This window comes from Curtobacterium sp. ME26 (assembly GCF_903970945.1).
In the GTDB taxonomy this organism is placed as follows: domain Bacteria; phylum Actinomycetota; class Actinomycetes; order Actinomycetales; family Microbacteriaceae; genus Curtobacterium; species Curtobacterium citri.
The window spans coordinates 1-14,886 of sequence record NZ_CAJCKG010000008.1 but is presented as its reverse complement, the minus strand read 5'-3'; the positions used below and the strand labels follow the sequence as shown (position 1 = coordinate 14,886).

At 71.2% G+C, this 14,886-nt stretch carries 16 protein-coding genes; 11 read left to right on the top strand and 5 right to left on the bottom strand.

Annotated elements, in window-relative coordinates; all coding sequences use genetic code 11:
* Nucleotides 1-11: 11 nt before the first annotated feature.
* The 6 genes from H7A69_RS04895 (at nt 12) to H7A69_RS04870 (ending at nt 5,884) form a co-directional block, all read left to right on the top strand.
* Nucleotides 12-1,028 carry an iron-siderophore ABC transporter substrate-binding protein gene (locus H7A69_RS04895; RefSeq protein WP_259346088.1) on the top strand — a complete coding sequence of 339 codons (1,017 nt, stop codon included), beginning with the start codon at nt 12-14 and terminating at the stop codon, nt 1,026-1,028.
* A gap of 186 nt (nt 1,029-1,214) precedes the next feature.
* On the top strand, nt 1,215-2,321 hold the full coding sequence (locus tag H7A69_RS04890; RefSeq protein ID WP_182046038.1) for a glycosyltransferase: 1,107 nt from the start codon (nt 1,215-1,217) through the stop codon (nt 2,319-2,321).
* Nucleotides 2,300-2,773, top strand: coding sequence for a UDP-N-acetylglucosamine--LPS N-acetylglucosamine transferase (locus H7A69_RS04885; RefSeq protein WP_220456192.1), 474 nt, complete (start codon nt 2,300-2,302; stop codon nt 2,771-2,773). The genes H7A69_RS04890 and H7A69_RS04885 overlap by 22 nt, the downstream gene beginning before the upstream one ends.
* Nucleotides 2,770-3,294 (top strand): glycosyltransferase, encoded by a 525-nt coding sequence (locus H7A69_RS04880; RefSeq protein ID WP_182046037.1) that lies wholly within the window; start codon nt 2,770-2,772, stop codon nt 3,292-3,294. Before H7A69_RS04885 ends, H7A69_RS04880 begins: the two co-directional genes overlap by 4 nt.
* Nucleotides 3,295-3,299: 5 nt before the next feature.
* On the top strand, nt 3,300-4,547 hold the full coding sequence (locus tag H7A69_RS04875) for a hypothetical protein (protein ID WP_182046036.1): 1,248 nt from the start codon (nt 3,300-3,302) through the stop codon (nt 4,545-4,547).
* Entirely contained in the window at nt 4,544-5,884 is a 1,341-nt protein-coding gene (locus H7A69_RS04870) for an O-antigen ligase family protein (protein ID WP_182046035.1), read from the top strand. Before H7A69_RS04875 ends, H7A69_RS04870 begins: the two co-directional genes overlap by 4 nt.
* On the opposite strand, the gene H7A69_RS04865 is transcribed toward H7A69_RS04870, so the two are convergent.
* Nucleotides 5,797-6,204, bottom strand: a complete 408-nt coding sequence (locus tag H7A69_RS04865; protein WP_182046034.1) for a DUF1304 domain-containing protein — start codon at nt 6,202-6,204, stop codon at nt 5,797-5,799. The two genes, H7A69_RS04870 and H7A69_RS04865, sit on opposite strands and share 88 nt — an antisense overlap.
* A gap of 112 nt (nt 6,205-6,316) precedes the next feature.
* Between H7A69_RS04865 and H7A69_RS04860 the strand changes: the two genes are divergently transcribed.
* From H7A69_RS04860 to H7A69_RS04850, 3 genes are read left to right on the top strand one after another with little or no spacing between them, the layout of a single operon-like run.
* On the top strand, nt 6,317-6,637 hold the full coding sequence (locus tag H7A69_RS04860; protein ID WP_069712421.1) for a chorismate mutase: 321 nt from the start codon (nt 6,317-6,319) through the stop codon (nt 6,635-6,637).
* On the top strand, nt 6,634-7,749 hold the full coding sequence (locus H7A69_RS04855; RefSeq protein WP_182046033.1) for a lactonase family protein: 1,116 nt from the start codon (nt 6,634-6,636) through the stop codon (nt 7,747-7,749). Before H7A69_RS04860 ends, H7A69_RS04855 begins: the two co-directional genes overlap by 4 nt.
* Nucleotides 7,713-8,189 carry a GNAT family N-acetyltransferase gene (locus tag H7A69_RS04850; protein WP_259346087.1) on the top strand — a complete coding sequence of 159 codons (477 nt, stop codon included), beginning with the start codon at nt 7,713-7,715 and terminating at the stop codon, nt 8,187-8,189. Before H7A69_RS04855 ends, H7A69_RS04850 begins: the two co-directional genes overlap by 37 nt.
* Before the next feature lie 73 nt (nt 8,190-8,262).
* Here H7A69_RS04850 and H7A69_RS04845 read toward each other — a convergent pair whose 3' ends face one another.
* Genes H7A69_RS04845 through purS form a run of 4 tightly spaced genes read right to left on the bottom strand, consistent with a single transcriptional unit; the run spans nt 8,263 to nt 12,580 of the window.
* On the bottom strand, nt 8,263-9,183 hold the full coding sequence (locus tag H7A69_RS04845) for a 2-hydroxyacid dehydrogenase (RefSeq protein WP_182046032.1): 921 nt from the start codon (nt 9,181-9,183) through the stop codon (nt 8,263-8,265).
* A gap of 45 nt (nt 9,184-9,228) precedes the next feature.
* Nucleotides 9,229-11,610 carry a phosphoribosylformylglycinamidine synthase subunit PurL gene (gene purL / locus H7A69_RS04840; protein WP_259346086.1) on the bottom strand — a complete coding sequence of 794 codons (2,382 nt, stop codon included), beginning with the start codon at nt 11,608-11,610 and terminating at the stop codon, nt 9,229-9,231.
* 17 nt (nt 11,611-11,627) lie between these two features.
* Nucleotides 11,628-12,323, bottom strand: a complete 696-nt coding sequence (purQ, locus tag H7A69_RS04835; protein ID WP_182046108.1) for a phosphoribosylformylglycinamidine synthase subunit PurQ — start codon at nt 12,321-12,323, stop codon at nt 11,628-11,630.
* Nucleotides 12,324-12,328: 5 nt separating this feature from the next.
* Entirely contained in the window at nt 12,329-12,580 is a 252-nt protein-coding gene (gene purS, locus H7A69_RS04830; RefSeq protein WP_069712425.1) for a phosphoribosylformylglycinamidine synthase subunit PurS, read from the bottom strand.
* Nucleotides 12,581-12,725: 145 nt separating this feature from the next.
* Between purS and H7A69_RS04825 the strand changes: the two genes are divergently transcribed.
* Both H7A69_RS04825 and H7A69_RS04820 read left to right on the top strand, forming a co-directional pair.
* Nucleotides 12,726-13,340 carry a PadR family transcriptional regulator gene (locus H7A69_RS04825; protein WP_069712426.1) on the top strand — a complete coding sequence of 205 codons (615 nt, stop codon included), beginning with the start codon at nt 12,726-12,728 and terminating at the stop codon, nt 13,338-13,340.
* 20 nt (nt 13,341-13,360) lie between these two features.
* The coding region (locus tag H7A69_RS04820) for a DHA2 family efflux MFS transporter permease subunit (protein WP_182046107.1) at nt 13,361-14,886 on the top strand (1,526 nt) is incomplete at its 3' end.

Sequence of the window (14,886 nt, the reverse complement as noted above, 5' to 3'; positions counted from 1 at the left end):
GCCTTACCTGCGTGATCCGAACCTCCCCCTCTGCGCGCCGCGTCCGCCGCGTGCTCGCGGCCGCCGGTGCCGTCGTCGCCGCGTCCCTCGTCCTCGCCGGCTGCAGCTCCGGCTCGTCCTCGCCTGCGGCCTCCGACGACGCGTCCGGCTCGGGCGGCGCGTTCCCCGTGTCGATCCAGACCGCCCTGGGCACGACCGAGATCCCGTCGCAGCCGAAGCGCGTCGTCGCCCTCGGCTGGGGTGACGCCGAGACGGCGCTCGAGCTCGGCGTGCAGCCCGTCGGTGCGAGCGACTGGCTCGCCTTCGGTGGCGACGGCGTCGGGCCGTGGCTCGAGGACGCGTACACGAAGAAGCCGGCGATCATCCAGACGCTCGAGCCGAGCTACGAGCAGATCCTGAAGCTCAAGCCGGACCTGATCCTCGACACCAAGAGCTCGGGTGACAAGGACCGCTACGCCAAGCTCTCGGCGATCGCCCCCACGGTGGCGATCCCGAAGGGCGGCGAGAACTACCTCACCACCACCGAGCAGCAGGTCGACCTCGTCGCGAAGGCGCTCGGCAAGGAGTCCGAGGGCAAGAAGCTGCTCATCGACCTCGACGACGCCTACGCCGCCGCGCGGAAGGCGCACCCCGAGTTCGACGGCAAGACCGCCGTCGTCGGTGCCTACACGGCCGACGGCTTCGGTGCGTACGCCTCGAAGGACAGTCGCTCGACGTTCATGCAGCAGCTCGGCTTCACCATCCCGAAGGCGATCGACCAGCAGGCCGGCGACGCGTTCTCGGTGAGCCTGTCCGAGGAGAACCTCGACCTGCTCGACGCCGACCTCACGGTGATCCTGCCGATCTACGTCGAGGCGTCGAAGGCCGAGTCCGACCCGTTGTTCCAGAAGGTGCCGTCCGTGCAGGCGGGGCACTCGATCGTCGTCGACGACCCGGACGTGTCCGCCGCGTTCTCGCTCGGTACGACCGCCGCGATCGAGTGGGCGCTCGACCGGCTGCCGGAGGAGTTCGCGAAGAAGGTCGGCTGACGCCGACCGCAGGAGGAGTGCGCAGGAGACGCCGGGTCGCGATGGCGGCCCGGCGTCTCCTGCTGTGTGCGGTCGTCCCGTGGTGCCGCTGACGGACGGGAGGCGCGGTGCGGGCCGGCAATGCGCCTCCCGCCCAGGGCGATATTCCTGACGTGTAGTATTGAAATACGACACGTCAGGAGGGGTATGTCCCGGTTCATCTTCGTCCAACCACATCTGCGCTTCGGCGGCGCGGAACGACAGACCGTCATCGTCGCGAACGCGCTCGTCAGCAGAGGGCACGAGGTCGACGTCGTCCTCTTCGGATCCGGCGGCGGCCTCGCCGCTGACCTCGACGAACGCATCGGCCTGCACGTGCTCGGTATCGAGCGCCACGTCCGCACGCTCCAGGTCGCGTTCCGCCTCGAACGCATCCTCGCCGACCTCCCGCCGGCCCTCGTCATCGTGAAGTTGTGGTCCGCTGTGCTGACGTGTGCCCTCATCGACCGGCGGGCACGTGCCGTCCGACACACCTTCGTCTACTGCGAAGACCTCGACCCCACCGCACACCACGAATTCATCCCTCTCGGGCGGCTGAAGCGACACGTGGTCGGTGCCGTCTTCCGCTCCAGGCAGTACGTCGTCGCCAACTCGAGCCCGGTCGCGGAGCGGATGCAGCGGACCTACCGCCTCGCACGGCGCCCCGTGGTCACCCCCGTCGTGGTCGACCCGGCCCTGCGAGACGAACCACTCCTCGACCGAGCAGCCCGGCAGACCGGTCGAGCCGAGGTGGTCTCGGTCGGCAGCCTCGTCCCGCTGAAGGGGCTCGACGTCACGCTCGCAGCCCTGCGGACGCTCGATCGGCCCGTACGGTGGACCGTCGTGGGCGACGGGCCCCTGGCCGCGGAGCTCGCCGGCTTCCACGACCCGACCGGCCGGCTGACCGTCCGTCTCACGGGTGGCGTGCGGGACCCGCACCGCTTCGTCCGGGAAGCCGACCTCCTCGTCCACAGCTCGCGGAGCGAGGCCTGGGGTGCCGTGGTGCTCGAAGCACTCGCCATCGGTACACCGGTGGTCGCCTCCGACACGATCGGGCCCGTCGAGATGCGGTCCCGTCTCGGTGTGCGGCCTGACCTGCTCGAGTTGTACCCGGTCGGCAGGGTCGGGGACCTCGCACGGATCCTGCAGACCCGACTCGACAGTCCGCGTCCCACGCCCGAGGACTGTGCCGCGTACGTGGCGCCCTTCAGTGTGGACGCGGCCGTCGTCCAGTGGGAGCAGCGCTCCGCCGCATGGGCGGAGGTCTCGCGGTGAAGCGGGTGCTCTTCGTCTGCAGCAGTGGGGGTCACCTGGACCAACTGCTGGCACTCGTCCCCCCGCCGGAGGGCGTCGAAGTCGCCGTCGCGACCTTCCTCAAGCCTGACGCGGTGGCGAAGCTCGAGGGATTCCGTGTCCACGGGCTCCACTGGCCGACCAACCGGAGCGTCACGGCACTGTTCAAGAACCTGCGCATCGCGCTCCGGGTGCTCAGGACCGAGCGACCCGACATCATCGTGAGCAGCGGTGCTGCCGGCGCCGTCCCGTTCTTCTGGGTGGGGCGCCTCCTGTTCCGGACGCGCAACGTCTTCATCGAGTGCATCGACCGACTCGACAACCCGACGCTGACCGCTCGCCTGGTCCGGCCGGTGACGCACACGTTCGTCGCGCAGTGGCCGGAGCAGCTCGTCGAGTTCCCCCGCCGCACGGAAGTGAGCCCGAGCCGATGAAGATCATGGTGTCCGTCGGGACACACGAGCAGACGTTCCAACGTCTGCTCGACGAAGTCGCTCGCGCCGGACGGCTCCGGTCCTCCGACCAGTGGGTCGTGCAGTACGGGGTGGGCTCGTTCCCCGACGACGTACCCGGCGTCCTCACTGCAGAACGGTACTTCGACGCCCCTTCGATGCGGCGTCACCTCGAGTGGGCGGACGTCCTCGTCTCCCAGGCCAGCCCGGGCAACGTCTTCGGCGCACTCGACGCCGGCACGTGGCCGATCGTCGCGGGCCGGAGTCGAGCTGCCGGAGAGCACGTGGACGACCACCAGATGCGGTTCGCGAGGCACCTGCACGTGGCTGGCCGGGCGACCGCGCTCACCCACCCGACGTCGCTGCTCGCCGCCCTCGAAGCGGAGGACCGACGTGATCCGGAGGAACGCCTGGCGGCGGTACGGACCGCTCGTGCGTCGGCGATCCGCAACCAGCGGAAGTTCCGTGATGCGGTCTGGGGCGTCCTGGGGTGCACACCGTGAGCGGTGTGGTTGCTCGGGTTCCCGCCGCACGTCGCGCGCTGACCACGGGCGCCGTCGTCGCGGGGTCGTCACTCGTGTCGCGGTTCCTGGCGCTCGCCGTGCTCGTCCCCGCGGCCCGGTGCCTGAACGTCGGTGACTTCGGCGCGTTCGTCCTCGTCATCGGAGTGTCGGGTTCCGTAGGCGGCGTGGTGGGTTCGGCCATCGCCGACCTCGTCGCGAGCGGCGCCGTCCTGCACCCGGTCCGGACCTGGCGACGAACCGCACTGTGCACCGCAGCGCTGGCTGCATCGGGGCTCGTCGGTGCAGTCTGCGTCGCTCTGGTCCGTGGTGACGTCGCGGTCTGGCTCACCACCGCGCTGCTCGCGACGACGGGACTGGCACCGTTCATCGTCATGCACCTCCTCCGCGGATCAGGACGTCCCGGACTCGGGGCCTGCCTCGCGTTCGTCGTGTCGCCCGTCGTCCGGCTGGGAGCAGTGGTGGTCCTGGCAGCGAGCGGTGGCGGTGACCTGCGACGTGTCCTCACGGCGCTCCTGTGGGCGGCGATCGCTTGCGCCCTGCTCTCCTGCGCTGTCGTCTGGTGCGACCGCCCGAGCGGCCACCGGAAACCCGAGACCGGCGGGCCGATCGTCGCGCCGTCACCGCTCGCCCTGGTTGCCGGGGTCGGCGTCGCGATCGCGTTCACGCTCGTGGGTCAGGCGGCGCCGCTGTCCCTGAGCGCTTTCCTCGGCGACCCGGCCACCGGGAGGTTCGTCCCGACGGCTCGGGTGTGCGAGGCGATCACCGCGGTCGGCGTCGGCTACCAGTTCGTGGCGAGTCGTCGTGCTGTCGACCTGTCCCGCCCGCAGGTGCCGGTGCGGGTGGTCGGTCTGCTCGCGACCTCGTTCGGCGCAGCGACCCTCGTGGTGCTGCTCGTCGCACCGTGGGCGCTTCCTGTGCTCCTCGGGCCGGGGCACGACCTCGACGTCGTGGTCGCGATGGCGCTGGTTCCCGCGTACTTCTGCACGATGATGAGCGCCGCCGAGATCCAGCGACTGTTCCTGGTCCGGCGACACCAGCGGATCGTGTTCGCGAGCGTCCTCGCCGCGGTGATGACTGCGGTGTGCACGCCGGTGGCGACCGCATGGCTGGGCGCCGACGGAGCGGCAGGAGCGACCGCGGCTGCGGCGCTGGCGTGGTGGGTCGCGCTCCGTGCGCCCCACCGCGCGCCGAACCGGTCTGACGTGACTCCCGAGATGACGAACACGCGATGACCGCGATCCTGCTGATGACCGCGGCGGTCCTCTTCGTCGTCCTGCTCCTGCTCGTGCGGGTCGATCTGCTGCTCCCGATCGGGCTCGCGGTGACCGCGCTCGTACCGATCGGCTGGACTGGTCTTCCCGAAGTAGTCACCGTCGGCAGTCCCGGAGCGGTCGTCGTGCTCGTGTGGGCGGTGCGGGGCGGGCCGCGGCAGTCCGGCGTCCCGAAGCTCGTGGTGGTCCTGGCCCTGGCGTTGCTCGTGTGGCTGACGGTCGGGGCCATCACGAGCATCTCACTCGTCCGGTCCGCCGGATGGAGCACCTCGCTCGTCGTGCTCGTGCTCGTACCGCTCCTCAGCAGGTCGCTCTCCGAACGGGAGGTCCGGAGGACCACGACGACCTGGATCGTGCTGGTCGTCGGACTCACGGGGTTCGGCGTCGTGGAACGGTTGCTCGAGTCGAATCCCCTCTACGGCACCCTGTTCCTGAGCGGCGAGTACCCGATCCTCCAGCACTGGAGCTCCTACCGGATCACGACGACGCTCGGGCACCCGCTGTCCAACTCGCTGTTCTTCGCGATCGGCGTCACCCTGGCGCTCGGGCGCTACGTCCACGAGGGAAGCCGTCGATCGCTCTTGGGAGCCGCGTTCGGACTGGTCGGTCTGCTGCTCACGGTGAGCCGAGGCGGACTCATCGCCGTTGCCGTGGGGGCTGCGGTGGTCCTGTCGGCGCCGTCGACCCGTGAGGACGTCGGAAGAAGCGGACACGGTACGTCACGTCGTCGTGCCCTGGGCCTCCTCACCCTCGTGGCGGGCGGCCTGATGATCCTCGCGAGCCCCGAGTTCCAGGAGCGTCAGCAATCGTGGAGCGGCATCGCTTCTGCGCAACAGCGTGGTGAGATCGGACCGGTCGTCCTCCGCGCCGCGGCGTCGATGCACTGGCTCGGGTCCGGACCCGGCACGTCCAACGGTCTCCTCCAGGCCCTCGGGACGCCGGAGATCGTCGAGAACTCCTACTACCAACTGCTCCTGAGCCTCGGTCTTCCGGGACTGTCGCTGTTCGTCGGGCTCATCGCGACCGTTCTCTGCCTGGGACTGCAACGTCGTGCCGGGGCCGCCGTCGGCGCCCTCGCCGCGCTCTGTGTCGCCGTCGGTGGCTTCAACTGGATCGAGGCCGACAGGCCGTCGATGCTCTACCTCGGGCTCCTCGCGGCCATGGCGATCTCAGGACGACCAACGGCCGTCGGAAGTGCGGACGGCACGGGCTACGCGGCGGAGAAGGTGGAGCCGATGAAGGCGAAGAGCAGGGTGATCAGGGGGAGCGAGCCCTGCACGAACGCCGAGTTGAGGTAGCGGCGGCCCGTGCCGGCGAGGACGACCGCGGCGCCGAGCATGCTCGCGGTCGAGAACACGACGAGCGTCCAGCCCGTCGCACCGTTGCCCGCGAGGACCAGGACGACACCGAGGATCGCCCCGATCGCGAGGAACAGGTTGTAGAAGCCCTGGTTGAACGCGAGGGAGCGGGTGGCCAGCGCTTCGGACTCCGAGGCGAGACCGAAGATCCGGCGGACACGCGGACTGGTCCACGCCACGGACTCGAGGAAGAAGATGTACACGTGCACGAGGCCCGCGAGGACCGCACACACACCCGAGATCACGAGCAGGACCGACATGGTCCCCATTCTCGCAGCCCCTGGGTGGTGCTCAGGTCCCGCCCAGGGACGGCGCCGACCCGGGTCCGTCACACCAGTGCTCGTCGACCGGGTGCGCGGATAGGCTCGGGACATGAGTGCCGACGAGTCCACGCCCGTCCACGACGATGCGGTCGCCGAGCTGGCGAGCATCCGGCAGAGCATCGACAACATCGACGCCGCCGTGATCCACATGCTCGCCGAGCGCTTCAAGTACACCCAGCGCGTCGGCTACCTGAAGGCCGCGGCGGGCATGCCCGCGGCCGACCCCGGTCGTGAGCAGGTCCAGGTCGCCCGCCTGCGTCAGCTCGCGGCGGAGTCGCACCTCGACCCGGCGTTCGCGGAGAAGTTCCTGAACTTCATCGTCGCCGAGGTCATCCACCACCACGAGCGCATCGCCGGTGGTGCCGAGTGAATGCCGCGCTGGACGACCTGCACCTGCTCGTCGGGTCCTACACGGCCACCGGCGGCGGGAACGCCACCGGCATCTCGGTCGTGCACGGCACCACCGCGCACACCGCCGCGGTGATGGACGACCCGTCGTTCCTCGCCGCCTCGGGCGACCGGGTCTACGCAGTGTCCGAGGTGGCCGACGGCAGCGTCTCCGCCTTCCGGTACGCCGGGGGCACGCTCGAGCACCGCTGGGACGCCGACGCCGGCGGCGACGCCCCGTGCCACGTGCGGGTCGACCCGTCGGGTGCGCTCGTCGTCGCGAACTACGTGTCCGGCACCGTGACCGCGGTCTCGCTGGAGGCCGCCGAGTCGCACGCCGCGTCGGTCACGGCGAGCGACGCCGTCGTCGGCACGCACGGGAGCGGCGACCGCGTGGTCGTCCCCGAGGCCGCGATCGTCACGGGCGTGCTGCCCGACGTCGAGGGGCCCGTCGAGGACCGGCAGGAGGGGCCGCACGCGCACCAGTCGATCGCGACGCCCGACGGCACCGTGCTCGTCGCGGACCTCGGCGGCGACGCCCTCCACGAGTTCCGTGTGACCGCCGCACCCGCGATCGACCTCGTCCGCGTACACCACCTCGCACCGGGGGTCGGACCGCGGCACATGGTGTGGCTCGGTGCCGGTGGCGGCGACGGTGCCGGTGCCGGGGCCGACCTGGTCGTCGCCGGCGAGCTCGACGGGCGCGTGCACCGCCTGCGTCGCGACGACTCCGGGACGCTCCGCCCGATCGCCTCCGTGGCGGCCTTCGCGGGCCCGGTGGGGGAGTCCCTCCTCAGCCACGTCGAGGTCGACGCGGCCGGCCGGGTCGTGGTCGCCGTCCGGGGCCGGGACGTCATCGTGGTGCTCGACACCGCGGACGACGGGCTCGCGGTCGTCGGGTCGGCGTCGTGCGGCGGGACGTGGCCGCGGCACTTCGCGCAGGTGCCTGGGTACCTGCTCGTCGCGAACCAGATGTCGGACGCGATCGCCGTCCTGCCCGTGGGTGACGACGGCGTGCCCGGTGCGGCGGTGACGCAGATCGCCGTCGGGACGCCGACGTGCATCGTCCCGGTGCCGACTCCCGCGCGCTCGTGACCGCCGGGTCGTCGACGTCGGCATCGCTCGCGGCGGGGTACCGACTCGTCGTCGGGCCGCCGCCGCTCGACGACTACCTGCGGCTTCGACGGGACTCGGGACTGTCGCCGAAGACGACCGAGCAGGGCGCCGGTGCGGTCGCGGGCAGCTGGTCCGCGGTGCACGTCGTGGACGCCGAGGGGGTCCCCGTCGCGATGGGCCGGGTCATCGGGGACGGCGGCTGGTACTTCCACATCGCCGACATCGCGACCGACCCGGGCCACCAGCGCCGCGGCCTCGGGAGGGCGGTCGTCGAGTGGCTGGTCGCGGACATCCGGTCGCGCGCGCCGGAAGGGGCGTACGTCACGCTCGTGGGGGACCCGCCCGGGCAGCGGCTGTACCGGTCGCTCGGGTTCGAGGACGTCGCGCCGAGCCTGGGGATGGCGTTGCCGCTGCGTTGACGCGGGACCCGGGTCCGCTGCAGCGGTTCCGGCGCAGCGGCTCAGCTCCGGCGCAGCGGTTCCGGGAGGGCGGTCAGCCGTGGACGACGTTGGCGAAGGGGCGACCCTCGGCCAGCGCGGCCACCTGCCGGCGCACGAGCTCGAGGGTCCGCGGCACGCTGAGGTCCGTGTTCCCGCCGACGTGCGGGGTCAGCACGGTGTTCGGCGTCGTCCACAGCGGGTGCCCGGCCGGGAGCGGCTCGGGGTCGGTGACGTCGAGCGCCGCCGACAGCCGACCGCGCCGGAGTTCCGCCACCAGGGCGTCGGTGTCGACGACCCGTCCGCGGGCGACGTTCACCACGAGGGCGCCGTCCGGCAGGGCGGCGAGCAGGTCGGCGTCGACGAGGTGTTCGGTCTCCTCGGTGAGCGGGGTGATGAGCACGAGGACGTCCGTGTCCGCCGCCAGGGTCGGCAGGTCGCCGAACGCGTGCACGTGCCGGCCGTCCTGGCTGCGGGCGGTCCGCGCGACCACCGTGACGTCGCAGCGCATGGCCTCGCACCGCGTGGCGATCGCGGCTCCGATCGCGCCGTACCCGACGATCGTCACCCGACGATCGGCGAGCGACCGCGTGGTGCGGACGTCCCACACCCCGGCGGCGCGGTCGGCCTGGAACGTGTGGATCTCGCGGAGCGAGGTCAGCGCCAGACCGACCGCGAGCTCGGCGGTCTCGTCGTCGTGGATGCCGCGGCCGTTCGCGACCTGCGCGTGCGCCGGAGCGTGCGGGAGTGCGTGCTCGTACCCGGCGCTCGGCAGCTGCAGGAGCCGTAGGTTCGGCAGGTCGTGCACGTACTCCCAGCGGTGTCGGCCCGCGAAGTAGAACGGCAGCAGCGTGATCGCCACGTCGTCCGGTCGGGCGTACGGGCCTTCGACGTCCCAGACGTCGAGCTCGACGCCGTCCGGCACGGGGCCGAAGCGGTCGACGAGCTCGACGAAGGGCAGGGTGACGATCGGCATGCGGTCGGTGCCTTCCTGCGGTGCCGGCGCTCGGGGCGGTCGGCGTCAGCTGTCGGTGCGCGGCGAGAACGAGCCGTGGTCGTCGAGCGGCCCGCGCCCGACGTAGCCCTCGGTGACGTCCTCGACGATGACGTCGCCGAAGCGCGCCGGGAGCGTGGCGGCGTGCGTGCCGCGCAGCTCCTCGATCGACGCCTCGAACGCGCCCTGCACCTCGAGCGTGCCCGACGAGGCGTCGGTCACGCCGATGCGCAGCACCGGGAAGCCGCGGCCGTCGCACAGGCCCTGGAACCGCACGTCGTCCTCGCGCCGGACGGTCACGATGACGCGGCCGGTCGACTCGGAGAACAGCGCGGTCGCCGTGTCCACGCCGTCGCGCTCCTCGAGCTCGTCGAGGACCACCCGGGCGCCGATGCCGAAGCGCAGGACCGACTCGGCGAGGGACTGGCCGAGGCCGCCGTCCGCCAGGTCGTGGGCGCTCGTGAGCAGCTGCTCGCCGGACGCCGCGTGCAGCAGGTCCGCCAGGGCCTTCTCCTGCGCGAGGTCGACCGCCGGCGGACGACCGCCGAGGTGCCCGTGCACGGTGCCGGCCCACGCCGACCCGTCGAGCTCGAGGCTCGTCGTGCCGAGCAGGTACACGTTGTGGCCGTCGTCCTGCCAACCCGAGGGCACGCGCAGCGCGACGTCGTCGATGATCCCGAGCACGCCGACGACGGGCGTCGGGTGGATCGGGGTCGTGCCGGTCTGGTTGTAGAAGGACACGTTGCCGCCCGTCACCGGGATGCCGAGCTCCATGCAGCCGTCCGCGAGGCCCTCCACGGCCTCGGAGAACTGCCACATGACCTCGGGGTTCTCCGGCGAGCCGAAGTTCAGGCAGTCGGTGACCGCGGCGGGGACCGCACCGGTGACGGCGACGTTCCGGTACGCCTCGGCCAGGGCCAGCCGGGCGCCCTGCTTCGGGTCGAGCTGGCAGTAGCGGCCGTTCGCATCGGTCGCGACGGTGACGCCGAGGCCGGTCTCCTCGTCGACGCGGATCATGCCGCCGTCGTCGGGGAAGGACAGCGCCGTGTTGCCGAGCACGTAGGTGTCGTACTGGTTCGTCACCCAGTTCTTCGACGCGAGGTTCGGCGAGCCGAGCAGCTGCAGGAACTGCGCCTTGAGTGCCGGGCCCGTCTCCGGGCGCTCGAGCGACTCGGCGCCGTCGGCCTGCAGGGCGTCGATCCACGTCGGGTAGGCGACCGGGCGGTCGTAGACCGGGCCGTCGACGGCGACGGTGCGCGGGTCGACGTTGACGATCTCCTGGCCCTGCCAGTCGATGACCAGACGGCCGGTGCCGGTGACCTCGCCGAGCACGCTCGTCTCGACCTCCCACTTGCCGACCACCGCGAGGAACGCGTCGAGCTTCTCGGGGCGGACGACCGCCATCATGCGCTCCTGGCTCTCCGACATGAGGATCTCCTCCGCCGTGAGCGTGGGGTCGCGCAGCAGGACGTCGTCGAGCGAGATGTGCATGCCGCCGTCGCCGTTGCTCGCGAGCTCGCTCGTCGCGCAGGAGATGCCCGCGGCGCCGAGGTCCTGGATGCCCTCGACCAGGTCCTCCCGGAACAGCTCGAGGCAGCACTCGATGAGGACCTTCTCGGCGAACGGGTCCCCGACCTGGACGGCCGGGCGCTTGGTCGGGCCGCCCTCGGTGAAGGTGTCGGACGCCAGGATCGACGCCCCGCCGATGCCGTCGCCACCCGTGCGGGCGCCGAAGAGCACGACCTTGTTGCCGGTGCCGGAGGCGTTGGCGAGGTGCAGGTCCTCGTGGCGCAGGACGCCGACCGCGAGGGCGTTGACCAGCGGGTTGCCCTGGTACACCGGGTCGAAGTAGGTCTCGCCGCCGATGTTCGGCAGGCCGAGGCAGTTGCCGTAGAACGAGATGCCGCCGACGACGCCGTGCACGACGCGCTGCGTGTCCTCGTGGTCGATCGCGCCGAAGCGGAGCTGGTCCATCACGGCGACCGGACGGGCGCCCATCGAGATGATGTCGCGGACGATCCCGCCGACACCGGTCGCGGCGCCCTGGTAGGGCTCGACGTAGGACGGGTGGTTGTGCGACTCGACCTTGAAGGTCACCGCCCAGCCGTTGCCGACGTCGACGACACCGGCGTTCTCGCCCATGCCGACCATGAGGTTCTTCGTCATCTCCGGCGTCACCTTCTTGCCGAACTGCCGGAGGTAGTTCTTGCTCGACTTGTACGAGCAGTGCTCGGACCACATCACGGAGTACATGGCGAGCTCGCCCGAGGTGGGGCGGCGACCGAGGATCTCGCGGATCTTCGCGTACTCGTCCGCCTTGAGCCCGAGCGCCTCGTACGGCTGCTCCTTGTCGGGCGTGGCGGCGGCGTCCTGGACGGTGTCGGGCTTCGGGCGAACGGAGGTCGTCACGGTGGTGTTGTTCCCTGTCACTTGACGAGCGTCGACTCGATCACGGAGGTGAAGAAGGTGAGGCCGTCCGTGCCGGAGGCCATGGCGGCGGGGGTGTCCGGGCCGAAGCCCGCCTCCGTCGCGTGCTCGGGGTGCGGCATGAGCCCGACGACGTTGCCGCGCTCGTTCGAGACGCCGGCGATGTCGTCGATCGATCCGTTCGGGTTCACGCCCACGTAGCGGAACACCACCTGGCCGTTGTCCTCGATGCGCTTGATCTCGTCGGCGTCGGCCACGAAGCGTCCGTCGGCGTTCTTGAGCGGGATCGTGATCTCCTGCCCGGCGCTGAACCCGGAGGTCCATGCGGTACCGGCGGTCTCGACGCGGAGCTTCTGGTCGCGACGGATGAACTGCTGGTGCGCGTTCCGGGTGTGCGCACCGGGCACCAGGCGTGCCTCGGCGAGCATCTGGAAGCCGTTGCAGATGCCGAGCACGGGCATGCCCTTGCCGGCGGCGTCGATGACCTCGGCCATGATCGGGGCCTTCGCCGCGATCGCCCCGGCGCGGAGGTAGTCGCCGTAGGAGAACCCGCCGGGGAGCACGATCGCGTCGACGCCCTGCAGGTCGTGGTCGCCGTGCCAGAGGGCGACGGGCTGGGCGCCGGCCAGACGGACGGCGCGCTGGGCGTCGCGGTCGTCGAGCGAGCCCGGGAACGTGATGACGCCGATCCGCATCGCGGTCACGCGCCCTCGACCGTCACGGACACGACGTCCTCGATGACGGCGTTCGAGAATACGTCGGCCGCGATCTCGCGGACCTCGGCCAGCTTCGCGTCGTCGACAGGGCCGTCGACGGTCACCTCGAAGCGCTTGCCGATGCGGACGTTGGTCAGGTCGGCCTTGCCGAGACGGGCGAGCGCGTTGCCCACCGCCTTGCCCTGCGGGTCGAGGATCTCGGCCTTGGGCATGACCTCGACGACGATCGTTGGCACGTGTTCACTCCAGCACTTCGGGGATGGGTGGGACGCGACCAGTCTAGGTGGCGCGCACGGCGCGCCGGGCCGGTTGTGGAGAAGTGGTCGAAGGCGTACATTCCATTTGGAATAGTCGGAGCAGAAGACCGGACTGGAGGCGCGGATGACGTCGCTCACGCCTCTCGCGTACGCCGCGCTCGGTCTGCTGGCCGAGGCTCCGATGCACCCCTACGAGATGTTCCAGCTCATGCTGCGACGGCGTGAGGACGAGAACGTCAAGGTCCGTCCGGGCACGCTGTACCACCAGATCGGCCGCCTGGTCGACCTCGGGTACGCCGAACAGCTCGGCACCGCGCGCGAGGGCAACCGTCCCGAACGCACGACCTACGCCATCACCGACGCCGGTCGCGACGCGCTCCTGACCGGGCTGCGGCGCATGGTCGCGGAGCCCGCCGACGAGTACCCCGAGTTCCACCTAGCGGTCTCGCACGTCGACAACCTCAGCGACCAGGACGCCGTCGCGGCCCTCCGCGCCCGCACCGAGGCGATCCGCGCACGACTGGAGCAGTACGACGAAGCCGCCACGGGCCTCCAGGCCAAGGGGTTGGCGCCTCGGTACTGGCTGGACGTGTCGTACGTCCGTGCCATGCTCGCCGCGCAACTCGAGTGGCTCACCGCGACCGCGGACCGCATCGAGCGTGGGGACGTCCCCTGGGACGGCCCGGCGCTCCCCACCGACACCGAACCGACCAGCACGAGCAAGGACCCCACTCGATGACCACCGCACCCTCCACCGACCTGCAGCACGGGAAGAAGCCGTGGCCCGCGCTCTGGGCGCTCGTCGTCGGCTTCTTCATGATCCTCGTCGACTCGACCATCGTGTCGGTCGCCACCCCGACGATCGCCCAGGCCCTCGACGCCGACATCAACGCCGTCATCTGGGTGACGAGCGCCTACCTGCTGGCGTACGCCGTGCCGCTGCTCATCACGGGCCGTCTCGGTGACCGCTTCGGCCCGAAGGTGCTGTACCAAGCCGGACTCGTCGTCTTCACGCTCGCGAGCCTGTGGTGCGGGCTCGCCGGGTCGATCGAGGTGCTCATCGTCGCCCGCGTCGTGCAGGGTCTCGGCGCCGCGATGATGACGCCGCAGACCATGGCGGTCATCACCCGGATCTTCCCGCCGCAGAACCGCGGTGCCGCGATGGGCCTCTGGGGCGCCGTCGCCGGTGTCGCCTCGCTCGTCGGTCCGATCGTCGGCGGGCTGCTCGTCGACGGGTTCGGCTGGGAGTGGATCTTCTTCGTGAACGTCCCCGTCGGCATCGTCGCGTTCGTCCTCGCGCAGCGCTTCGTGCCGCAGTTCGAGCGCAACGGACACCGCTTCGACTACCTCGGCATCGTGCTCTCGGCCGTCGGCATGTTCCTGCTCGTGTTCGGCATCCAGGAGGGCGAGACCTACGACTGGGGCACCATCACCGGTCCGATCTCGGTCTGGTCGCTCATCGTGACCGGCATCGTCGTGCTCGCCGCGTTCGTCGTCTGGCAGGGCGTGCAGAAGGGCGAGCCGCTGCTGCCGCTCGGGCTGTTCAAGGACCGCAACTTCACGCTCGCGAACATCGCCATCACCGCCGTCGGCGTCGCGATCTCGTCGTTCGCGCTGCCGATCATGCTCTGGGCGCAGGACGTGCTGCGCTTCAGCCCGACCCAGGCCGCCCTGCTGCTCGTGCCGCAGGCGGTCATCTCCGCGGGACTCGCGCCGTACGTCGGCAAGAACCTGAACAAGTGGAACCCGCGGTGGGTCGGCTCGTTCGGTCTCGCGTGCTTCTCGGGTGCGCTGTTCTGGTTCGGGTCGCTCCTCTGGTCGGGTGCCGACTGGGGCTGGACGCTCCTGCCGAGTGCGCTCCTCGGGCTCGCGAACGCCTGCATGTGGGGACCGCTCTCGGTCTCCGCGACGCGCAACCTGCCGCCGGCGCTCGCCGGTGCGGGGTCGGGCGTCTACAACACCACGCGGCAGATCGGCGCCGTGCTCGGTTCGGCCGGCATCGCCGCGCTGATCGAGGCCCGGATCACGGCGGAGTTCCCGTCCGGTGTGGGCTCCACCTCCGGCGGTGGCGCGGAGCAGCAGGTCGGGGCACTGCCCGCGTTCCTGCAGCAGCCGTTCGCCACGGCCATGGGGCAGTCGCTCGTGCTGCCGGCCGTCGTGCTCGTCGCGGCGATCGTGGCGGCGCTGTTCCTGGCGAAGCCGAAGCAGACCGCGGCATGGGGCTCGGGTGCCCCGGCGGGGCGGGCGCCCGGGCGTGCGAGAGCCGGCGAGCGAGGCGCGTGGGG